Origin of the sequence: Agrobacterium deltaense RV3 (assembly GCF_900013505.1) — a bacterium.
Taxonomy (GTDB): Bacteria; Pseudomonadota; Alphaproteobacteria; order Rhizobiales; family Rhizobiaceae; genus Agrobacterium; species Agrobacterium leguminum.
In genome coordinates this window covers 2158447-2177965 of the sequence record NZ_LT009745.1, presented here as the reverse complement: position 1 = coordinate 2177965, position 19519 = coordinate 2158447, and the positions used below count along the sequence as shown (strand labels likewise).

The window sequence follows — 19519 nt, the reverse complement described above, 5'->3', positions numbered from 1 at the left end:
TCCATGTCCGTGACGGATGTTTCCGGCCTGTCGCAGCTGGGCACGAAGGTCGATACGCCAGAGAGCCCGGAAAAGGCCGTTCTCGAAAAGGTGCCGAACGGCAATGCCGGCACCGATTATGTGGTGCGCTTCACCGCACCCGAATTCACCTCTCTTTGCCCGATGACCGGCCAGCCGGATTTCGCCCATATCGTCATCGACTATATTCCGGGCGACTTTCTGGTGGAATCCAAGTCGCTGAAGCTGTTTTTGCAGTCATTCCGCAATCACGGTGCATTCCATGAGGATTGCTCGGTCTATATCGCCAGGCGGCTGGTGGAGCTGCTGCAGCCGAAGTGGCTGAGAATCGGCGCTTACTGGTATCCGCGCGGCGGCATTCCGATCGACGTCTTCTGGCAGACCGGACCGGTGCCCGAGGGCGTATGGCTGCCGGATCAGGGCGTTCCCACCTATCGCGGTCGCGGCTGATCCGGCTTTTACGAGACTAAAGGTTCAGGCGAACGAACCGTCGTCGCCTGAATCGAAATCCGCATCGTCGGCGCTGTCGTCATCGGCCTGCTGGATATCGTCGTCATCGTTGTTCTGGGGGCTGGCGTTGTCGCCGTAATAATTATTGATGACGGTTTCCTCGACAGGGGCGTTACCCGCGGCATTGCCGCCGCCGAAGGGCGAGCCAAGGCCGAGCGACGACATATGGCTGCCGAAAATGCCGCTCAGCGAATTGGCGAGCAGCATGCCGCCGGCGACACCCGCAGCGGTCCCAAGCGCACCCTGCAAAAAACCACCGCCGGAAGAACGCCCGAATGCGGCGGACTGCTGGCTCCAGGGGCCGCCGGGTTGCTGGCCGGCTGGCGATCCCCAGGGACCGGCCGTCTGGCCAGCGGTATCGTTTCGCCATGAGGTTTGCGGGGCAGCCGGGGAGGGGGCAGGCGTGGGTGCCGGCGGCTGCGGCTGGCCGGTTCCGAAGATGGAACTCAGAAAGCCGCCCTGCGCTGCGGCCTGCGGGGCGCTATTGCCGCTTTCCAGCGCGTGGATACGGTCTTCGAGCTGCTTGATATGGGCTGCTGCCGCCTCCAGACCCTTTTCCTGAACGATCACCGCCTGGGCGAGATAATAAGGAGCTGCGGGCTGATCGCGCACGGCGTCTGCGATCAATGTTTCCGCCTCGCGGTCACGCGGGGTGGCGGATGCGGTTCTGGTCCTGTCGAACAGGGCCTTGAGAAGCTGGCTTTCTTCCGGTGACATATGATGCCTCCTTACCGTGAAGCGAAAATCCACGATAAGGAGGTAGGCCTCAATTCCGGCTTTTCAAAGCAGCCCGAATTTTAAATTTCGGTAATGATCGTCAACCGCCGAAGGCGAGCGAGAGACCCGCAATCGCCGTCAACGCGCCGACCGTGCGGCTTGCGACCGAGCCGAAACGGGCAATGTTGAGGCCGAGCGCGATGCCGGCCGCATGCAGGATGGCGGTGGCGATCATGAAGCCGATGCCGAATTGAAGCGCGCCGGCGCTGCCGAGTTCACCGCCATGGGCGTGGCCGTGGAAAAGCGCGAAAACACCGACAACGGCCGCCGCCGCTGCCGTCGGAAGCCTTGCCGCCATGGCAACGAGCAGGCCGAGACCGATGACGGAGGCGAGAATGGCCGGTTCGACGAAGGGAAGCCCGATGCCATAAACAGCCATCAGGAAGCCGGCGGCCATGGTGCCGACGAAGGCGGAAGGCACGATCCACAGCGCCTTGCGGTCGCCCTGCGCCACGGCAATCTGCGAGGCCCAGATGCCGACGGCCACCATCGCCAGAATGTGATCCGCACCGAAGAACGGGTGGGAGACGCCGGCCATGAAGGAGCCGTGTTCTTCCGGGTTCAAATGCGCGAAAGCGGGCAGGGCGGTAACGCCCAGTGCGGCGGCAGTGAGGCTTAGTCTTTTCAGCATGGTTCCCTCTTGAAATTATGGCCGTCCGCAACGGAATCTTGGGGCTTCCCGCGGCAGGCGGCGCTGCAATGAGGCGTCAACGATATCGCGAAGGCGGACAGGCTGTCCATGCGTCATCTGCCGGGGGTGCTGTTTATTGTTGGCGGGCAAACCTTGCCTTTTTCTCTCATTGCCTTACGTAACAAGTCGCACTATGTCCGAAGGGCATGCACGAATTTTGCTGGAGAGAGCCGTTGATGAACGAAGACGAAGACGACAAGAGCAAGGAACTGCCGATCGGCAAGGAAACGGAAGCGAATCTTTTCAAGTCGCGTTCGATCTTCATCTATGGTGGCATCACGCAGGAACTGGCGCAGAAGGTCTGCACGCAGCTCGTGGCTCTCGCCGCCGCCAGCGACGACGACATTCGCGTTTACGTCAATTCGCCGGGCGGCCATGTCGAATCGGGTGATTCCATCCACGACATGATCAAGTTCATCAAGCCGAAGGTCTATATCATCGGCACGGGCTGGGTCGCTTCCGCCGGCGCGCTGATTTACGTTTCGGTGCCGAAGGAACGTCGCCTCTGCCTGCCGAACACCCGCTTCCTGCTGCACCAACCCTCCGGCGGTACGCGCGGCATGGCGTCCGACATCGAAATCCAGGCCCGCGAAATCATCAAGATGAACCAGCGCCTGATCAAGATCTTCTCCAAGGCCACCGGCCAGAGCGAAGAAAAGATCGCCAAGGATATCGATCGCGATTACTGGCTCGGCGCGGAAGAGGCCAAGGACTACGGCCTCGTCGGCAAGATCGTCGAGAGCCAGTCGGAACTCTGAGTTTTCGATTTTTCAGTTGAGAAAGCCCGTATCGGTGAAAACCGGTGCGGGCTTTTTCCTTTCAGGCCGGTGTTATTTCATCATGTCGCAGGCCTTCATCATGTCGGCCTTTTTCATCTTGTCCATTTCCATGCCGGCCTTGTGCATGCAGTCCTTTTTGCTGGCCTTCTTGCCGGTCATGGACATGCCATCCTTTTTCATCGTCTCCGTCTTCATGGTGTCGTTATGCATGGTATCCTTCTTCATCGTATCGGTTTTCATGCTGTCGGCATGGGCGATGCCTGCGAAGGAAAGAGCGGACAGAAGGGAAGCGGCGGCAATGGCGGTGAAAATGCGGGTCATGAAGGGTCTCCTCTGGACGTCGTTGAATGTCCGCCGGCATCGTGCCGGGGCTCACGATTGTCCATTCGGCCGGGAACGGCCGGCCGTTACATCTTCACGCGCTTGTGACGACAAGTTCGGGCGAGATTTTTTTAAAGCCACTATGTAACAATATCCTGCCGATTGCGAATAACCCGATAGTGACGATGACAGGCAGCCCTTCGGAAGAAACACTGAAAATGCTGATGCTGCGTTCCCTCGATGGGGACGAAGGCGCCTACAGGCATTTGCTTCATGCCCTGAGACGGCTGCTGATCGCCTATTACGGCCGGCGCATGGGAGCAGCTGCCAGAGGCGATGTCGAAGATCTTGTGCAGGAAACCCTGTTGTCGCTTCACGCCAAGCGGGAGACCTATGACCGTGCGCGACCCTTTACGGCCTGGTTCTTTTCGATAGCGCGCTACAAGCTCATTGATCACTATCGGGGCCGGGGTGCGCGCGTGCTGGCAGAAGTGGAACTCGATGAAACGCTGGAGGCGGAACCGTCCGTCGATGCGGTCACGGCCCGCATGGATGTGGAGCGGCTGCTTGATGAGTTACCGGAACGGCAGCGGGATCTCATTCGAAGGGTGAAGCTCGAAGGTCACTCAATTGCCGAAGCGGCGCAAAAATCCGGCCAGACCGAGCTTGCGGCGAGGGTCGGTATTCACAGAACGCTGAAAGTCCTGGCGGCAAAGTTGCGGGGGGACACGTGAGGAAGACGGAAGACATCATCGATCAACTGGCGGGCGATCTGAAACCGGTACGAGCTTTCGCGCTGGAGCGGAGGCTGGCGTTCGTGGCCTTGCCCGCGCTCGGCGTTTCGCTGCTGCTGATGGTCGTCATTCTGGGGCTTCGCAGCGATATGAATGACGCCATGACCGAACCGGGTTTCTGGGTCAAATCCGCCTATAATGTCCTGCTGGCCGTGACCGCATTTTTCGCCGTCATGCGTCTTGCGCGGCCGGACGGCGACAGGGGTGGCCTGTTTGCGTGGCTTGCGGTGATTTTCGTGGCCATGGCGGTCATCGCCTTCGTCCAGCTTGGATTTGCCGTGCCTGGCACCTACAGGACCCTCATTCTCGGATCGTCGGCGCTGCATTGCCCATTTTTGATCGTTGCTTTCGCGCTGCCGCTGTTTATCGCGAATTTCGCGGTTCTCAGGCGTTCGGCTCCCGCTGATCCCAGGCTTGCGGGTTTTGCCGCGGGCATCGCCGCGGGTGCGGCCGGGGCATGGGTCTATTCGTGGTTCTGCACCGAAAACGGCATGGCTTTCGTGTTGATCTGGTATTCGCTGGGCATCCTGTTGACCGGCATCATCGGCGCTTTTGCCGGTTCACGTCTGCTCCGCTGGTGAAGGCAAGATTGCCGATGCCGGCCCGGACATGGTCCAGAACCGGCATTCTGCTTCATGTGGATTTCACTGACCCAGATTGGCGGGAATTGCGAAAGCTGCAAACTGGGTGAACTGCTTGCCGGTGTTGAAATTGTCATCGGAGCCGATGACGAAGAGCTGCTTGCCATCCACCACCGGGCCGAAAGCGAAGCTTTCGATATTGTCGATATCGAGGCCGAAATCGCCTTCGTTGATTTCGAACCAGGCCGATTTGGATACGGCGGCCACGGATGCGGGATCGATCTTGTCCTTGCCGAGAATATTGTCGGCGCGGGACATGTCGGCGATGAAGAAGCGGATGTGATTGCCCACGCCGGAGGCGAAATTGCGCTCGACGGCGACGAAACGGCCATCCGGCAGGGCCGCGATGGCGGAAAGGCCGTTGTCGTTATATTTCGGCTCGGCGGCTGTCGGCGTCTTAGAGATAGGCTCGGTTACATAGACATGCTCGGCGACCGGTTTCAGCGTCGCCGTGTCGATGACGAGGATGCGGGCCGGGCTGCCCGCCTGCGGGGTCGCCTTGGGGCCGTCCTGGGTGAGCGCATTTTCGGTGGCGGCGATCAGCCGGCCGGGCATCAGCGTCAGGCCTTCGAAAGCGAGGTTGTTCTGTACGCCCCTGGTCTTGGCGTCATCGACGAGATAGGCGTTTGGCAGTTCCAGCCGCTTCACATTGCTGCCGTCGAGGTCCGAGACGTAAAGCGCCGGCTGGTTCTTCAGGTCGCGTTCGGAGGACCAGTAGAGCTTGCCGCCCTTGCGGTCGAGCGCGATGCCTTCCGCATCGATGCCCTTCGGCGCAAAAGCAGCGCCGGTCTCGTCCTTCAATTCGCGCGTGGCGGCGATGTTGAGCGTGGCGGCGCCTTCCGCGACAGTCAGCTCCAGCTCGTAATAACGGGCCGGCCCTTTTTCCACACGGTCATCGGAAATTGCGAGATAACGCCCGGTTTCGCTGTCAAAAGCGAGATCGGAAATGCCGCCGAAGGTGACGCCATCGATGGAGAGGCCCGATGGAACGACGATCTGGCCGAGAAAGGCCGGCGGCGGCGGGGTCTGGGCCGCGGCGGGCAAAGCCGCAAAACAGCAGGCGACGGTGGTGACGATGCGCAGCATTGGCAAGGGTCCCTCTTGTGGCGGATGACCGGTTGTGGTGCAGGGAGGATTAGCGCCGTGCCGCTAAACTTTGATGACGTTTTCCATGCCGCCGTACCTGAAGTCTGGCGGCTCATCTTGCCAAGCCGCGTCTTTTTTGATCCTGAATATAATCACGCTTCATCCAAAGCGTGTCGCCATCCCCGGATTCGCGCGTCACGCTTCAGTTTTGTTTCTGCCTGTCGCCAATGCGGACCGCTGCGGTTGTTTGCGACAGACAGCAGGCCGCAGAGTGCTTCATGCTGAAAGATTTTTCCGTCCAGAGCCTGTTCATGGGCTGCCTCACCGCCTTTGTCGGTTTCGCCAGCTCCTTCGCCGTCGTGCTGCAGGGCCTGAAAGCTGTCGGCGCGACGGATTTCGAGGCGGCGTCGGGGCTGATGGCGCTTTCGGTGGCGATGGGGCTTTGCGCCATTATTCTCTCCGCCGCCACCCGGCTTCCCATCAGCATCGCCTGGTCGACACCGGGTGCGGCGCTGCTTGCGACCACCGGCTTCATTGAGGGCGGCTTTCCGGCGGCCGTCGGCGGGTTCATTATCTGCGCCATCCTGATCATCATCGCGGGCCTGTTCCGGCCGCTGGGAAAGGCGGTCGCCTCCATTCCCGCGCCGCTTGCCAATGCCATGCTCTCCGGCGTCATCATCGGCCTGTGTTTTGCGCCCATCAAGGCGATCGGCTTCAACCCGGCGCTCGGATTGCCCATCATCCTCGCCTGGATCGTGGTGGGAGCCTTTAAACGACTGTTCGCCGTGCCCGCCGCCCTTGCCGCCTTCGTGCTGGTGATGATTTTTGGCGTCGAAATTCCGGCGGGTGCGCTGGACAGCGTGGCGCAATCGCTGACACCGCCGACGGAGTGGGTAACGCCCGTCTTCAGTCTCCACGCGGTTGTCTCCATCGCGCTGCCGCTCTTCATCGTCACCATGGCCTCGCAGAATATTCCCGGCATCGCGGTACTGAAGGTCAATCATTACGATCCGCAGCCCGGACCGCTTTTCGCCTCGACCGGCTTTTTCTCGCTGCTTTCCGCACCCTTTGGCGGCCATGCCGTCAATCTTGCGGCGATTACGGCTGCCATGTGCGCGGGCGAGGACGCCCATCCCGATCCAAAGCGGCGTTACTGGGCGGCGATCATCGGCGGTGTCGGCTATATTATTTTCGGTCTTTTGGCGGGCGTGGTCACCGCCTTCGTGGCGCTGGCGCCGCCCATCCTCATTCAGGCGGTGGCGGGGCTGGCACTGGTCGGCGCCTTTTCCGGCTCCGCTGTCGCAGCCTTCAGGGAGCCGGAAACCCGCGAGGCGGCGGCCATCACTTTCCTCATTACGGCCTCCGGCCTTTCCTTCGGCGGCATTTCCGGGGCCTTCTGGGGCTTGATCGGCGGCGGGCTGATGATGGCGTTGCAGCGAATGGTGAAGCGTGGTTAGATAGGGAGCTTATTGTTTTAAAGAAATACTATTTATGGATTTCGAATTCGATCCTGCCAAAAGTGAAAGTAACAAAGACAAACACGGAATAGATTTCGTGGAGGCAAGAGCGCTTTGGCTGGACGAGAAAAGACTCTTCGTTCCTCTCGAAACCACGTCGGAAGAGCGGTATATTATGGTCGCCCAGTTACGCGGAAAGTGCTGGAGCGCCATTTATACTTACAGAAATGACCGGTTGCGTATCATCTCCGTCAGGCGTTCCAGAGACAAGGAAAGGCAGCGTTATGAAGACGATCAGCGCTGAAGAATTTGACAGGAAATTCGACGATGGCGAAGACATCGACGATTATCTCGACTGGTCCAAGGCAAGCCGTCCTGGACTGGAAATGGTGCATGTCGATATCGATCTGCCTGGAAAGCTTTTGCGAAAAGTGGATGCGGAAGCGGTGCGCCTTGGCAGGACGCGACAATCCCTGATGGCCGAATGGATTGCCGAAAGGCTGGAGAGCGGCAGGCAGGGAAAATAACCGGCGCACGGCACAAGATCACTTGTCAGACCGCCAGCCGCTGTTTATACACATCGCCATGAGCAACAGCATCGCAACCATTTTTGGCATGAGCGCGCAGATTTCTGCGAAGGCCTCGCCGTGCGGTGCACTCTCGCTTCTTAGCCTCGACCTTACACGCGGTTGCCGGGTCCAGTGAGGAGCGCCCGGCGGCCGAAAGCCCGCTGGTGCAAACGCTCCTCATCTCGAAATCTCATTTTATACTGGATTTAGGCCCTCAGGGGCCGCGCATCCGCCGATGGCTTGAAGAAGCCCGCGGACTGCGCAAGGAGGAAGCGAAATGGACGTTAAGATTACCAATATTTCCAAGGGCATGGCTGACGCGAGCGTGAAGTATCGCCCTTATCCCACCATCAATATCCCCGACCGCACATGGCCGGGCAAAACCATCGATAAGGCCCCTATCTGGTGTTCGGTGGACCTGCGTGACGGCAACCAGTCGCTGGTCAACCCCATGGGCCACGACCGCAAGGCCCGCATGTTCAAGCTGCTGCTCGAAATGGGTTTCAAGGAAATCGAGATCGGCTTCCCCTCTGCCTCGCAGACGGATTTCGATTTCGCCCGCTGGTGCGTGGAAGAGGGCAATGTGCCTGACGATGTCTCCCTGCAGGTGCTGGTGCAGTGCCGGCCGGAGCTGATTACCCGCACCTTCGAGGCGCTGAAGGGCGCCAACAAGCCGATCATCCACTTCTACAATTCCACCTCGGAATTGCAGCGCCGCGTGGTGTTTGGCAAGGATGTGCACGGCATCAAGCAGATCGCCGTCGATGCCGCCAAGATGATCACGGATATGGCGGCCAAGGCCGGCGGCGGTTACCGCTTCGAATATTCGCCTGAGAGCTTTACCGGCACCGAGCTGGAAGTGGCGCTGGAAATCTGCAACGCCGTGGTCGAGGTGGTGAAGCCGACGGCCGACAACAAGCTGATCCTGAACCTGCCCTCGACGGTGGAAATGGCGACGCCGAACATTTATGCCGACCAGATCGAATGGATGTGCCGCAATATCGACAATCGCGAAAACGTCATCATCTCCCTGCATCCGCATAATGACCGTGGCACCGGAATCGCCGCGACCGAGCTGGGCCTGATGGCCGGTGCGGACCGTGTCGAAGGAACGCTGTTCGGCAATGGCGAACGCACGGGTAACGTCGATGTCGTGACGCTGGCGCTGAACATGTATACGCAGGGTGTCGATCCGGAGCTGGATTGCCGCGATATCGAGCGCATCAAGGCTGTCTATGAATATTCCAACGAGATGACGATCCCCGAGCGCCACCCCTATGTCGGCGAGCTGGTTTACACCGCCTTTTCCGGCTCGCATCAGGATGCGATCAACAAGGGCATGAAGGCGATCAAGGTCGCCAATCATCCCGTCTGGGAAGTGCCCTATTTGCCTATCGATCCGAAGGATGTCGGCCGCTCCTATGAGGCGATCATCCGCATCAACTCGCAATCCGGCAAGGGCGGCATCGCCTATATTCTCCAGCAGGATTACGGCATCAACCTGCCGCGCAATCTCCAGGTGGAATTCCGCGAGGATATCCAGCGCATCACCGATGAAGAGGGCGTGGAACTGCCGGCCAAGCGCATCTACGAGCGCTTTATCGAGCGTTACGTGACGCAGCCGAATGCGCGCATCAAATTCGTCGATCACCACACCTATCCGGCCGGCGATTTCAAGGGCGTACGCATCGTCGCCGCCGAGATCACCGATAATGGCGAGGTGAAGCGCATCGAGGGCAAGGGCACCGGCCCGATCGACGGGTTCATCAATGCGCTGTCGGTTTATCTCGGCATTGACCTGTCGGTAAATGATTATTCCGAGCATTCGCTGCAGCATGGCTCGAACGCTTCGGCCATCGCTTATGTCGAGATGGAGCATCCGGGCGGTAAGCTGTTCGGGGCAGGCGTCAATACGAATATCGTAGCGGCGTCGCTGGAGGCGATTGTTTCGGCGGCCAATCGGGTGCTGGAAGAGCGGGCGCGGTAAGTGGGCCTCGAGGGTGGGGCTTTACCCCCCTCTGTCCTGCCGGACATCTCCCCCTCAAGGGGGGAGATCGACTCGAGGCTAGCCCTCGGCCATCTCAACGTGTTGCGAATGGAGCGGTGATAGTGCTCCCTGCTGATCTCCCCCCTTGAGGGGGAGATGCCCGGCAGGGCAGAGGGGGGTGAACTCCACCCACCGCCCTGGACTCTACTCCCCCAGCAGCGAAAACCCCAGCGGCCGCCCGTTTTCATAAAACACCCGCACATCCTCCAGCGCCACACCCGTCCCCGTCTCATTGAGGCTGTGACGCTCACAGGCGACATTCCAGGTGCCGGGGCCACCGGAAATGTGAAAGAGATTATAGGCCGCGCGCGGTTTTTCACCGCCGGGTCCCTGGCTGGCGGAGGAAATGCCGACGACCGGGATGTGGTCTTCCCCATGATGCGTACTCAGCCAGTAGACCGTGTTGAGATGGGTATGGCCATGCAGCACGAGTTCGGCCCCGCCAACGCCCAGCGCCGCTGCGAAACGGCGGATGCCGATCATACGCTTGTGGGTGGGGGAAGCGCCCCGGATCGGCGGGTGATGGATCATCACCACCCGGAACAGCCCCTGTTCGCCGGCTTTTTTCAAAAGCTCCGCCGTCGCGCGCGCCTGCCGGTTGCCGAAATAGCCGGTTGCCGAAAAGGGCGGTGTCGCAATCGAGGTGGAGCAGCCAATGAGTGCGACGGGACCGCGCACGCGCATATAGGGGAAAATCTTGCGGTCGTCGTCCCATTCCGGCGGATCGCCATCGCCACGAACATAGGGATACCAGGCCTGCATGGCCTTGTCGTGCGCGCCGGAAACATAGGCGTCGTGATTGCCGGGAACGACGGAGGTTTTTTCGGGATCGCCCACCTCCTCCAGCCAGTCGGCGGCGGCGCGGATTTCAATCCCGGTCGCAAGATTGACGAGATCGCCGGTAATAGCCAAATGATCCGGTGACTTTGTCTCCAGATCGTCGAGCAGTTTTTCCAGCGTATCGGTGAAGAGATGCTTGCGGCGGTTGCGGTGCCAGTTGACAAAACCGGTGATACGCTTGGATGCAAGTTCGCGGAAAGTGAGTTTTGGCAGTGGCCCCAAATGGACGTCTGAAATATGCGCAAGTTTGAACATGGCGGCAGAGATAACCTATGATATGCCGCGCGTCCAATGAAAGCCGGCAGGCGGGGAGAAACCAGGGTGAATGACGAAACAACCGGGCGGCAGGCCCGTCCGTTCCATATGCGTGTCTTCATCCGTTTTCTGCATTTCGTTTTTCTGTTCACGCGCGGCGCCACCCTTGGCGTGCGTGCGGCCTGTTTCGATGAAAAGGGCAGAATTTTTCTGGTGCGGCACACCTATCTGCCGGGCTGGTATCTGCCGGGCGGCGGGGTGGAACGTGGTGAAACGCTGCTCGTGGCGCTGCACAAGGAAATCCGCGAGGAAGGCAATCTCGAAGCAGCCTCCAGGCCGGAGCTTTTCCATGTCTATCTCAATCTGGAAGGCAGCAATCGCGATCATGTTGCGCTCTACCGGCTTGACGTCACCCAGACCAAACCGAAAAAGCCGGATCACGAAATTGCCGAAAGCGGCTTTTTCGACCTGTCGAAGCTGCCGGAAGGGGTGACGGCCGCCACCCGTCGCCGCCTTGCCGAGCTTGCCGGCGAAGCGGCGATCGCCGATCACTGGTAACGGCGGCGGCTCTCCGTCAGGAGAGCGCCTCGCGGCCATGGGCCATGGTCAGGTCCAGTTCCGGGCCGACGGGCACGATGCCGGTGGGATTGATGGTGCGGTGGCTGCGGTAATAATGCTCCTTGATGTGGCGCATATCCACCGTCTCCGGCACGCCCGGCGTCTGGTAAAGATCGCGCAGGTAATCCGTCAGGTGCGGATAGTCGTGGATGCGGCGGATATTGCATTTGAAATGGCCGACATAGACGGGGTCAAACCGCACCATCGTCGTAAACAGGCGCCAGTCCGCTTCCGTCTGTTCCGCACCGAACAGGAAACGCCGATCCTTCAGGCGATCCTCCAGCATATCCAGCGTTTCGAACACTTTTACGGCATTCTGCTGATAGGCATCCTGAGTGGTGGCGAAGCCGGCCTTGTAGACGCCGTTATTGACTGTGTCGTAGATCACGTCGTTCAGTGCGTCGATCTCGCTGCGTAGCGCTTCAGGATAATAATCGGCCTGCGAGCCGGTGAGATCGTTGAAGGCGGAATTGAACATGCGGATGATTTCCGCCGATTCATTGGAGACGATGGTGCCGCGCTTTTTGTCCCAGAGCACCGGCACGGTGACGCGCCCCGAATATTTGGGGTCTGCCTTCGTGTAGACCTGCCAGAGTGCGGAGGAGCCGAAGAGGTGATCCTCGGTCGCGCCCGGCGTGCGCTCGCCCTCAGGCTTAAATTCCCAGCCGTTTTCCAGCATCAGCGGATCGACGACGGAGACGGAAATCAGGTCTTCCAGCTTTTTGAGCTTGCGGAAAATCAGGGTGCGGTGCGCCCAGGGGCAGGCGAAGGAGACATAGAGGTGGTAACGGTCCTTTTCCGCCTCGAACCCCCCTTCTCCGGAAGGGCCGGGCGCGCCATCCGCTGTGATCCAGTTGCGGAATTGCGAGGCGCTGCGCTTGAAATGCCCCTTGGTTTCCTTGGTGTCATACCAGACGTCTTTCCATACGCCTTCCACCAGCATGCCCATGACGATCTCCTTAATTGTTTCCTTTTGAGCGATCCTAACCGTTCTGCACTCTTCCGCGAACCCGAAAGGCGTTGAACAATGCGTTTCCGGTCCTGTGGCAAACTGAATGGGATAGCGCAGAGATTTGTTCTGGACGGGTGAGAATTTTCCTGATAACTGCAATTTTCACAATTCTGAGGAAATTGCTGATTATGATCGAACCACGGATGCTCCGACGACGCTGACGCTCCTGAACGCCCTTACCGGCGCAGCCGTCATCTATTGTCGCATCCGCATTCTGGAAGTTTCGGTCTCTTCATGTCCAAGCACGATCTTGTCTACCTCACCGAGGACGCGTCGCACGACGCCATCATCGACGTCATCAACGAAGAGGCATTCGGTCCCGGCAGGCATACCCGTGCCGCAGCGCGCATTCGTGAGCAGGGGCCGCATGACCGGTCGCTGTCCTTCGTCTGCGCCGACGATGGCGAAACCATTGCCTCGGTGCGCATGACGCCGGTTCTGGCGGGCGGGGTGAAGGGCCATATGCTCGGGCCCCTTGCGGTTCGGCCCTCGCACAAGAACAAGGGCATCGGCCGGGAACTCGTCCGGATCGCCATTGCCGCCGCCCGGCGGAAGGGCTCCGAAGCGGTTATCCTGATCGGCGATCCGCCCTATTACATGCCGCTCGGTTTCGAGAAGGTCGCTTATGCGGCGCTCGATTTTCCCGGCCCGGTGGACCCGAACCGCGTGCTCGTCGTGCCGATTGGCGACGACGTGCACCAGCGGCTGAAGGGCAAGATCGGCTGGCGCAAATGCGAGGCCGTGATGCCGGCCGCCACGGCGGAAGATGAGGGTTTTGAGGAGCCGCTCAGGGTTTACGGCTGAGGGGGTATCCGAAGGGGCTTTGTGCTTTTTAGCGCGACATAAAACCCCCGTCATTCCGGCCTTGAGCCGGAATCCAGCCAGCCCAAGTCTTTGGGCTGAAAGGACTTTTCCCACGGTGCAGACGCGCCGTGACTGGATCCCGGCTCGAGGCCGGGATGACGGAAGGGGCGTTGCGCGCTATGGCAAACATCGAGACTGCCTTGCACATCTTTTTGTGTGGTAAAAACTTCTTCCGGTAGCCTGTTTCGAAACAACGCGTCTCCCTCCACAGAATTCAATTCCGTTTCCTCCCCCTATACGATAGCAAGTCAAAGTCGATTTCTGCAAAGGGGCGGGGCATGACGGCTATCACCATGAACGATGCGCTGGAGCGTGCGGGCGCAGGCGCTTATCAGCGGCGGCTGATGGGCATATTCGGTCTCGTCTGGGCGGCGGATGCCATGCAGGTTCTGGCGGTTGGCTTCACCGCCGCGTCTATCGCCGCAACCTTCGGGCTGACGGTGCCGCAGGCGCTGCAGACCGGAACGGCATTCTTTTTCGGCATGTTGCTTGGTGCTGCCGGTTTCGGGCGGCTGGCGGATCGTTACGGGCGTCGCCGTGTGCTGATCGTCACCGTGGCCTGCGATGCGCTGTTCGGTGTGCTTTCGGTGTTCGCGCCTGATTTCACTATTCTGCTCGTTCTGCGCTTTCTCACCGGTGCTGCCGTGGGCGGCACGCTGCCGGTGGATTATGCGATGATGGCCGAATTCCTGCCCGCCAAGAATCGCGGCCGCTGGCTGGTCTTTCTGGAGGGTTTCTGGGCTGTCGGAACGCTGATAGTGGCGCTGGCGGCCTGGGGTGCAAGCCTTGCCGGTGTGGCCGATGCCTGGCGTTATATATTCGCCGTGACGGCTTTTCCGGCCGTTCTTGGTCTTGGCCTTCGTTTTCTGGTGCCGGAATCGCCGCTTTACCTGCTGCGCAGCGGGCGGTTGGAGGAAGCCAAGGCCGTCGTCAACCGAATGCTGGTAACGAATGGGCGTGCGCCGCTCGATGCCGGGACCGGGCTTTTCCAGCCTGACGTGGGCAAAGGGCAGGGGATATTTTCGCCGGCGCTCCGGCAGCGCAGCATCATGATCCTTGCCATCTGGTTTCTCGTTTCCGTTTCCTATTACGGCGTCTTCACATGGATGCCGGCGAAACTGGCCGGAGACGGGTTCGGTTTCGTGCGTGGTTATGGTTTTCTGGTGCTAGTGGCGCTGGCGCAGATCCCCGGTTATGCGCTTGCCGCTTATGGTGTCGAAAAATGGGGCCGCAAGCCGACGCTGATCGGCTTCTGCCTGCTGTCTGCGCTCGGTTGCCTGCTCTTCACGCTGGCCTCGGCGGGCGCGATGATCGCCGCCTCGCTTCTTATCATGAGCTTTGCACTGCTCGGCACCTGGGGCGCGCTTTATGCCTATACGCCGGAGCTTTACCCGACGGAATCGCGGGCGACCGGCATGGGAGCGGCGGGCGCCATGGCAAGGCTCGGCGGCCTGCTGGCGCCGTCCCTGCTCGGTTATGCCATAGCGCAGGGTTTTGGCGTTGCAATCGGCATTTTCGCTGGCCTGCTGGTTCTTGCCGCCATTGCGGCGACGATGATCAATGCGGAAACACGGCAGGTGGCGCTGACCTGACGCGTCGTTCCCGCGCAATGGCCTGACCCGTTGAGGATCAGGCCAGGCTGTTTCGCCCCTTACAGCGCGGCGTAATTGACCGGTAGCCAATCGTAATTGGTGCTGTCAGTGCGCACGTGGCCGATGCCGGGGAAGGCGATATGCGCGCCGGCCACCAGATATTTGCCCTCTACCGCCTGTTTGAATGCCAAATCACGCGCCACGACGGCGGCCTTCTGGTCGACGTCGAATTCAATTGCCACGTCAGGCTCATCGAACTGGAGGATATCGCCATGGGTGATATCGCCCCAGAAGACGATTTTCTGGCCTTCGCTTTCCAGAACGACGGCGCTGTGGCCTGGTGTGTGGCCGGCATAAAGGATCGAGCCGAGACCGGGAACCGGTGCGGCATTGTCGCCGAATGTCTCGAACTTGCCGGCATCGATATAGGGCTGGATGCTCTCCTTCGCTTCGGCATAGTATTTTTTCATCGCTTCGGGCGCTGCGTTCGCCTTTGCCTCATCCAGCCAGAAAGTGGCTTCGCGCTTGTTGACGTGCAGGGTCGCGTTGGCAAAAACGCGTTTGCCATTCGCCGACAGTCCGCCGGAATGGTCCGTATGGATGTGTGTGAGGATGACGTCGTCAATCTCACCGGCCTTGTAGCCCGAAGCTTCGATATTGGCGACAAGCTTGCCAAGGCTCGCGCCAAGATAGGTGCCGGTGCCGGCATCGATCAGCACCAGCCTGTCGCCGGTATTGACCAGAAACGCATTGACGGAGGTCGGCGTCTCGTCCGGCAGGAAGGCATCCTGCAAAACCTTGGATGCGTGTTCCGGTGTCGTGTTGCTGTAAAGTTTTGCAAGCGGCAGCGCGACGACGCCATCCGACAGCGCGGTGACTTCCACCTTGCCGACCATCAGCCTGTAGAAGCCGGGTGCCTGGGTGGCAGCGAGCGGCGCTTTGGCAAAGGCGAGGGAGGGCGCAATGAAAGAGGCTGCAAAGATGGCGCTGGCGGCGCCTTTGAGAAGTGAGCGACGTGATGGCATTAAAGGCTCCTGAGTTAGGGACGTCTTGAAACTTTCCGCACTCCAGCTAAGTGTAGGGAAGCCAGCAATCAAATCGATGTGACTTATGCAAACTATCGATCATTTCAATCTCCGTTCCTTCGACCTCAATCTCCTCGTCGCTTTCGATGCGATGATGGAGGAGATGAACGTGACGCGCGCCGCGCGGCGGCTGAAAATCCAGCAGCCGGCCATGAGCCATAATATCTCGACTTTGCGCACCCTGTTTCAGGATGAGCTTTTCATCCGCGTGGGGCAGGAGATGAAGCCGACGGCGCGGGCGCTCCATCTGGCCGGCCCGGTGCGGCAGGCGCTCAGGCAGGCGCAGGCGGCGGTTTTCACGACGGATGTGTTCGATCCGGCGACGGAGCGCCGCACGTTCCGGCTGGGCATGTCGAGCGAGGTGGAGCTGTTGCTTTTGCCGGATCTGACGGCGCGGCTGCGGGAGATCGCGCCCGGTATTCGCATTCTGGCCCGCAGCGGGCAGGAGCAGGAAATAACCGCGATGCTGGATACGGGTGTGATCGACATGGCGGTCGGATGCACCTACTCGAAAGAGCAGCGCCACCATTGCGAACCGCTTTATTCCTCCAGCGTGCTTTGCTGTTTCAACCCGGCCTTGCTCGATCTGCCCAATCCCGTCGGACTGGACGCCTATATGGAGGCGAAACACGCGGTCATATCGCAGACGGACAGCCTGCATGGCTGTATCAAGGATGCGCTGGAACTGAGCGGCTTGGAAATCGACGTCGTTGCGGCCGCGCCGGATTTCCTCTCGGTGCTGGCAACGGCGCGATCCTCGGCGGTGCTGGCGACCGTGTCCTCACGCATCGCGCTGCGTTATGCGCCAATGCTGGGGCTGGAAATAAGCCCGGTGCCGGTGACGCTGAGTTTCCCGCCCGTCGCCATGGTCTGGACATTACAGACTGACGCGGATGCCGGAGCCGTTTGGCTTCGCCAGCAAATCCGCGAGGCTATGGGCCGAACCGTGGACGGTGGGGTATCGGGGATTGCCGCCTAGAACCGCTTCTCCAGCCAGGTGATCGACTGGCCGCTGGAAAGGGGACCAAGCGAGCCTATCTTCGTGAAACCGTAGCGCTCATAGGTTCTCAAGGCATCCGGGTTCATCGTGTCGATATAGGCGCCAATGCAGCCGCGCTTTCTGGCTTCTTCCTCCGCCACGGCAAGCAGCTTCGGGCCTGTGCCCTGACCGCGCATGGCCTCCGGCACGAAAAGAAGCTGCACATAAAGCCAGCCGCGAGCGGTATGGCCCACCAGACCGCCGGTGACGGTATTGTCGTCATCACGGATGGTGATGTTGAGTTCGCGTTTGTCGCTTTCGCCGAAACGGGCGAGATTATAGGCCACCAGCGGATCGCGAATGGCCTTTTCGGCCTCTGCATCCGCGACGTCGCTCAAAACGAAATTCATGTTCATCTTCCCGGGCCGCCGGGCGGCGGCCGTTTCCCGTTTTCCGTTCCGAGACGTGAAGCGCTTTAAGCTCTTCGCTGGAAACGCCCTTACCGGCCCTCACGCCACCACAGCGCGGAGAAGGCGAGCAGCAGGGCGGCAAGCCCGGCAAAACCGGCAAAGAGCGGCAGGGTGTTGACGCCTTTCAGCACCGTCTCGTCGGTCATGCGTATCAGCATGCGATCCTCATCGGCAACCCTGATATCGCCTCGCACGGGCAATATATCGGGCAGCGCGATACGGCCGGAATTGTCGGCGACACGGTGCACGCTGCCCTTTGTGGCTTCGGCCAGCGGCTTCAGCGTTTCGGTGGTCGAGATCATCGCCTTGAATTCCGGCGCATCCACCGCGCCGACATGGACGAGGGTGGTGAAATCGCCGTTTTTGATCTCGAACAGCCCGGTTTCGTCCATGCGGCGCTCGATCCTGTAAAGACCGGGCTCGGTGCTGGTGAAGGCCATGTTTTCCGTCTTGCCGGAAGGGAAACGCACGCTGGCCTGACCGGGATCGTCGCCGATGGTCTGGCGGGTGATCTGCAGGGTGCGGCCGTTGGCGCGCGCCGTCAGCGCCTCTTCTTCAAGCTCGGGTTCCTTCATCAGCCAGTGGGCGATGCGGCGATAAAGCGCCACATGCGGGCCACCGCCTTCGAAACCGCGCGCCCACAGCCAGCCCTGATCGGACAGCAGCATAGCGACACGGCCTTCGCCCTGACGGTTGAGCACCAGAAGCGGGTCCTGCCCGTCGCCCAGCATCACGGTCTGGCCCTGCGGCGGGTCGACGCTGATGGTGCGGAACCAGCGGCCCCATTGCGGCGGCTCGTTGCCCGAACCTTCCAGCCCGCGGGTGACGGGGTGTTTCTTGCCCGCTTCCGAAAGGCGCGGGTAGAAAGCGGCCTGATGCACCTGACCGGTCGGCTGCGCCGGCAGCACGGAGGCGAGTGGCGTCATGGCGATCGAATCCTGACCGGCATGTTCCGGCCCGGCGGCGATCAAAAGCGCGCCGCCCTTTTCGACATATTGGGCGATGTAATCGTAATAAAGAATCGGCAGCACGCCGCGATGCTGATAGCGGTCGAAGATGATGAGGTCGAAATCCTCGATCTTTTCGACGAACAATTCTCGGGTCGGGAAGGCGATCAGCGAGAGCTCGTTGATCGGCGTGCCGTCCTGTTTTTCCGGCGGGCGCAGAATCGTGAAATGCACCAGATCGACCGAGGCGTCGGATTTCAGCAGGTTACGCCAGGCGCGTTCGCCCGCATGCGGCTCGCCGGAGACGAGCAGCACACGCAGGTTCTGGCGGATGCCTTCGATCAGGTGAACGGCGCGGTTGTTCGCAGCAGTCACTTCGCCGGGAAGCTCGGCGACGGAAAATTCCATGACATTGTTGCCGCCACGCGGAACCTTGAAGCTGAACGGCGTCGGCTGGCCGGGTGTGGCCTGAAGCGTGGCGATTTCTTCGCCATTCATCTTCACCGTCACTTCCGCCGAGCCGCTGCCTGCGGGGCGGCCGTCATCAAACACACGCAGCGTCAGCTGCTGTTCCTCGTTGACGATGCCGAAGCGCGGGGCACGGACGATCTCGATGCGGCGGTCGAATTCATCGGCCTTGCCGGTGATAAGCCCATGCACGGGGGCGCGGAAGCCGAGCGCCTGTTCGGCATTGGGCAGCGCATTCGGGATATCGTGGATCTGGCCGTCGCTGAGGAAGATCGCGCCGCCGACGCGTGACGGCGAGACATCCGAGACGGCAGAGGAGAGCGCAGAGAAAAGCTGGGTCGAGGGCGAATCACTCTCGCCATCGTCGCGCACCTCCACGATGCGCGGTTCGATACGCGGGAAGCGCGACAGCCGGTCTTTCAGCGTCTCCAGCGCCGTATCGGTCATTTGCGGCCGGTCCTGTACATCCTGGCTCTGCGAGCGGTCGACGATGACGGGCACGATGGTGGAAAGCGGCTCGCGTTCCTCCTGCGTCAGAAGCGGATTGGCGATGGCAGCCAGCAAGGCGGCAAGCGCCAGTCCGCGCAGCCATGCGCCGCGCACGCCACGCCACAGGCCGATGAAGGAGAGGGCAAGGGCGGCGACGGCCAGAACGGCAATCACGATCCACGGCAGGAAGGGGGCGAAGGTCAATGTCAT

General features: G+C 60.6%; 21 protein-coding genes. 12 read left to right on the top strand and 9 right to left on the bottom strand.

Annotated features, from left to right (window positions below):
* Positions 1-3: 3 nt before the first annotated feature.
* Positions 4-468 (top strand): preQ(1) synthase, encoded by a 465-nt coding sequence (queF, locus tag AGR7B_RS11000; protein ID WP_078051763.1) that lies wholly within the window; start codon positions 4-6, stop codon positions 466-468.
* A 24-nt stretch (positions 469-492) separates the two neighbouring features.
* Here the strand turns inward: queF and AGR7B_RS10995 are convergent, their stop codons facing one another.
* Both AGR7B_RS10995 and AGR7B_RS10990 read right to left on the bottom strand, forming a co-directional pair.
* Positions 493-1245 (bottom strand): DUF2076 domain-containing protein, encoded by a 753-nt coding sequence (locus AGR7B_RS10995; RefSeq protein ID WP_078051764.1) that lies wholly within the window; start codon positions 1243-1245, stop codon positions 493-495.
* 100 nt (positions 1246-1345) lie between these two features.
* A complete protein-coding gene (locus AGR7B_RS10990; protein WP_080856639.1) occupies positions 1346-1936 on the bottom strand; it encodes a HupE/UreJ family protein in 591 nt (196 codons plus the stop codon).
* A 236-nt stretch (positions 1937-2172) separates the two neighbouring features.
* Here AGR7B_RS10990 and AGR7B_RS10985 point away from each other — a divergent pair, with 236 nt between their 5' ends.
* Positions 2173-2754 carry an ATP-dependent Clp protease proteolytic subunit gene (locus AGR7B_RS10985; protein ID WP_003523060.1) on the top strand — a complete coding sequence of 194 codons (582 nt, stop codon included), beginning with the start codon at positions 2173-2175 and terminating at the stop codon, positions 2752-2754.
* A 72-nt stretch (positions 2755-2826) separates the two neighbouring features.
* Here AGR7B_RS10985 and AGR7B_RS10980 read toward each other — a convergent pair whose 3' ends face one another.
* Positions 2827-3096: a pentapeptide MXKDX repeat protein gene (locus tag AGR7B_RS10980; RefSeq protein WP_003523062.1), complete on the bottom strand. Its 270-nt coding sequence runs from the start codon at positions 3094-3096 to the stop codon at positions 2827-2829.
* 185 nt (positions 3097-3281) lie between these two features.
* Here AGR7B_RS10980 and AGR7B_RS10975 point away from each other — a divergent pair, with 185 nt between their 5' ends.
* Both AGR7B_RS10975 and AGR7B_RS10970 read left to right on the top strand, forming a co-directional pair.
* On the top strand, positions 3282-3830 hold the full coding sequence (locus AGR7B_RS10975; RefSeq protein WP_121490424.1) for a sigma-70 family RNA polymerase sigma factor: 549 nt from the start codon (positions 3282-3284) through the stop codon (positions 3828-3830).
* On the top strand, positions 3827-4471 hold the full coding sequence (locus AGR7B_RS10970) for an NrsF family protein (RefSeq protein WP_078051767.1): 645 nt from the start codon (positions 3827-3829) through the stop codon (positions 4469-4471). The genes AGR7B_RS10975 and AGR7B_RS10970 overlap by 4 nt, the downstream gene beginning before the upstream one ends.
* Positions 4472-4534: 63 nt before the next feature.
* Here AGR7B_RS10970 and AGR7B_RS10965 read toward each other — a convergent pair whose 3' ends face one another.
* Entirely contained in the window at positions 4535-5617 is a 1083-nt protein-coding gene (locus tag AGR7B_RS10965) for an esterase-like activity of phytase family protein (RefSeq protein ID WP_080856638.1), read from the bottom strand.
* A gap of 278 nt (positions 5618-5895) precedes the next feature.
* Here AGR7B_RS10965 and AGR7B_RS10960 point away from each other — a divergent pair, with 278 nt between their 5' ends.
* The 4 genes from AGR7B_RS10960 to leuA all read left to right on the top strand — a co-directional run bounded on the left by AGR7B_RS10960 (position 5896) and on the right by leuA (position 9630).
* Positions 5896-7074 carry a benzoate/H(+) symporter BenE family transporter gene (locus tag AGR7B_RS10960; protein WP_080856637.1) on the top strand — a complete coding sequence of 393 codons (1179 nt, stop codon included), beginning with the start codon at positions 5896-5898 and terminating at the stop codon, positions 7072-7074.
* A gap of 34 nt (positions 7075-7108) precedes the next feature.
* Complete coding sequence (locus AGR7B_RS10955; protein WP_080856636.1) at positions 7109-7378, top strand: BrnT family toxin; 270 nt, start codon at positions 7109-7111, stop codon at positions 7376-7378.
* Positions 7359-7601, top strand: a complete 243-nt coding sequence (gene brnA, locus AGR7B_RS10950) for a type II toxin-antitoxin system BrnA family antitoxin (protein ID WP_174036285.1) — start codon at positions 7359-7361, stop codon at positions 7599-7601. The genes AGR7B_RS10955 and brnA overlap by 20 nt, the downstream gene beginning before the upstream one ends.
* 319 nt (positions 7602-7920) lie before the next feature.
* Positions 7921-9630, top strand: coding sequence for a 2-isopropylmalate synthase (leuA, locus tag AGR7B_RS10945; RefSeq protein ID WP_080856635.1), 1710 nt, complete (start codon positions 7921-7923; stop codon positions 9628-9630).
* 204 nt (positions 9631-9834) lie between these two features.
* Here leuA and AGR7B_RS10935 read toward each other — a convergent pair whose 3' ends face one another.
* Positions 9835-10785, bottom strand: coding sequence for a metallophosphoesterase family protein (locus tag AGR7B_RS10935; protein WP_080856634.1), 951 nt, complete (start codon positions 10783-10785; stop codon positions 9835-9837).
* A gap of 66 nt (positions 10786-10851) precedes the next feature.
* On the opposite strand from AGR7B_RS10935, the gene AGR7B_RS10930 reads away from it, so the two are divergent.
* A complete protein-coding gene (locus tag AGR7B_RS10930) occupies positions 10852-11343 on the top strand; it encodes an NUDIX domain-containing protein (RefSeq protein WP_065655688.1) in 492 nt (163 codons plus the stop codon).
* A 16-nt stretch (positions 11344-11359) separates the two neighbouring features.
* Here the strand turns inward: AGR7B_RS10930 and AGR7B_RS10925 are convergent, their stop codons facing one another.
* Positions 11360-12352 carry a glutathione S-transferase family protein gene (locus AGR7B_RS10925; protein WP_065655689.1) on the bottom strand — a complete coding sequence of 331 codons (993 nt, stop codon included), beginning with the start codon at positions 12350-12352 and terminating at the stop codon, positions 11360-11362.
* Positions 12353-12649: 297 nt separating this feature from the next.
* Here AGR7B_RS10925 and AGR7B_RS10920 point away from each other — a divergent pair, with 297 nt between their 5' ends.
* The gene (locus tag AGR7B_RS10920) at positions 12650-13219 is read left to right on the top strand and encodes a GNAT family N-acetyltransferase (RefSeq protein WP_035220162.1); all 570 of its coding nucleotides are present in this window, start codon (positions 12650-12652) and stop codon (positions 13217-13219) included.
* Between the two features lie 338 nt (positions 13220-13557).
* A complete protein-coding gene (locus tag AGR7B_RS10915) occupies positions 13558-14871 on the top strand; it encodes an MFS transporter (RefSeq protein WP_059757366.1) in 1314 nt (437 codons plus the stop codon).
* Positions 14872-14930: 59 nt separating this feature from the next.
* On the opposite strand, the gene AGR7B_RS10910 is transcribed toward AGR7B_RS10915, so the two are convergent.
* Complete coding sequence (locus AGR7B_RS10910) at positions 14931-15896, bottom strand: MBL fold metallo-hydrolase (RefSeq protein WP_080856633.1); 966 nt, start codon at positions 15894-15896, stop codon at positions 14931-14933.
* A gap of 85 nt (positions 15897-15981) precedes the next feature.
* On the opposite strand from AGR7B_RS10910, the gene AGR7B_RS10905 reads away from it, so the two are divergent.
* Positions 15982-16935, top strand: a complete 954-nt coding sequence (locus tag AGR7B_RS10905; protein WP_080856632.1) for a LysR family transcriptional regulator — start codon at positions 15982-15984, stop codon at positions 16933-16935.
* Here AGR7B_RS10905 and AGR7B_RS10900 read toward each other — a convergent pair.
* Positions 16932-17345 carry a GNAT family N-acetyltransferase gene (locus AGR7B_RS10900; RefSeq protein ID WP_080857063.1) on the bottom strand — a complete coding sequence of 138 codons (414 nt, stop codon included), beginning with the start codon at positions 17343-17345 and terminating at the stop codon, positions 16932-16934. The two genes, AGR7B_RS10905 and AGR7B_RS10900, sit on opposite strands and share 4 nt — an antisense overlap.
* 89 nt (positions 17346-17434) lie before the next feature.
* Positions 17435-19519 (bottom strand): hypothetical protein, encoded by a 2085-nt coding sequence (locus AGR7B_RS10895; protein ID WP_080856631.1) that lies wholly within the window; start codon positions 19517-19519, stop codon positions 17435-17437.

Excerpts from the sequence above, each read along its gene's own strand:
- queF (WP_078051763.1), top strand. The coding sequence starts at position 4 with ATGTCCGTGACGGATGTTTCCGGCCTGTCGCAGCTGGGCACGAAGGTC.
- AGR7B_RS10995 (WP_078051764.1), bottom strand. The coding sequence starts at position 1,245 with ATGTCACCGGAAGAAAGCCAGCTTCTCAAGGCCCTGTTCGACAGGACC.
- AGR7B_RS10990 (WP_080856639.1), bottom strand. The coding sequence starts at position 1,936 with ATGCTGAAAAGACTAAGCCTCACTGCCGCCGCACTGGGCGTTACCGCC.
- AGR7B_RS10985 (WP_003523060.1), top strand. The coding sequence starts at position 2,173 with ATGAACGAAGACGAAGACGACAAGAGCAAGGAACTGCCGATCGGCAAG.
- AGR7B_RS10980 (WP_003523062.1), bottom strand. The coding sequence starts at position 3,096 with ATGACCCGCATTTTCACCGCCATTGCCGCCGCTTCCCTTCTGTCCGCT.
- AGR7B_RS10975 (WP_121490424.1), top strand. The coding sequence starts at position 3,282 with ATGACAGGCAGCCCTTCGGAAGAAACACTGAAAATGCTGATGCTGCGT.
- AGR7B_RS10965 (WP_080856638.1), bottom strand. The coding sequence starts at position 5,617 with ATGCTGCGCATCGTCACCACCGTCGCCTGCTGTTTTGCGGCTTTGCCC.
- AGR7B_RS10960 (WP_080856637.1), top strand. The coding sequence starts at position 5,896 with ATGCTGAAAGATTTTTCCGTCCAGAGCCTGTTCATGGGCTGCCTCACC.
- AGR7B_RS10955 (WP_080856636.1), top strand. The coding sequence starts at position 7,109 with ATGGATTTCGAATTCGATCCTGCCAAAAGTGAAAGTAACAAAGACAAA.
- brnA (WP_174036285.1), top strand. The coding sequence starts at position 7,359 with ATGAAGACGATCAGCGCTGAAGAATTTGACAGGAAATTCGACGATGGC.
- leuA (WP_080856635.1), top strand. The coding sequence starts at position 7,921 with ATGGACGTTAAGATTACCAATATTTCCAAGGGCATGGCTGACGCGAGC.
- AGR7B_RS10935 (WP_080856634.1), bottom strand. The coding sequence starts at position 10,785 with ATGTTCAAACTTGCGCATATTTCAGACGTCCATTTGGGGCCACTGCCA.
- AGR7B_RS10925 (WP_065655689.1), bottom strand. The coding sequence starts at position 12,352 with ATGGGCATGCTGGTGGAAGGCGTATGGAAAGACGTCTGGTATGACACC.
- AGR7B_RS10920 (WP_035220162.1), top strand. The coding sequence starts at position 12,650 with ATGTCCAAGCACGATCTTGTCTACCTCACCGAGGACGCGTCGCACGAC.
- AGR7B_RS10915 (WP_059757366.1), top strand. The coding sequence starts at position 13,558 with ATGACGGCTATCACCATGAACGATGCGCTGGAGCGTGCGGGCGCAGGC.
- AGR7B_RS10910 (WP_080856633.1), bottom strand. The coding sequence starts at position 15,896 with ATGCCATCACGTCGCTCACTTCTCAAAGGCGCCGCCAGCGCCATCTTT.
- AGR7B_RS10905 (WP_080856632.1), top strand. The coding sequence starts at position 15,982 with ATGCAAACTATCGATCATTTCAATCTCCGTTCCTTCGACCTCAATCTC.
- AGR7B_RS10900 (WP_080857063.1), bottom strand. The coding sequence starts at position 17,345 with ATGAATTTCGTTTTGAGCGACGTCGCGGATGCAGAGGCCGAAAAGGCC.
- AGR7B_RS10895 (WP_080856631.1), bottom strand. The coding sequence starts at position 19,519 with ATGACATTGACCTTCGCCCCCTTCCTGCCGTGGATCGTGATTGCCGTT.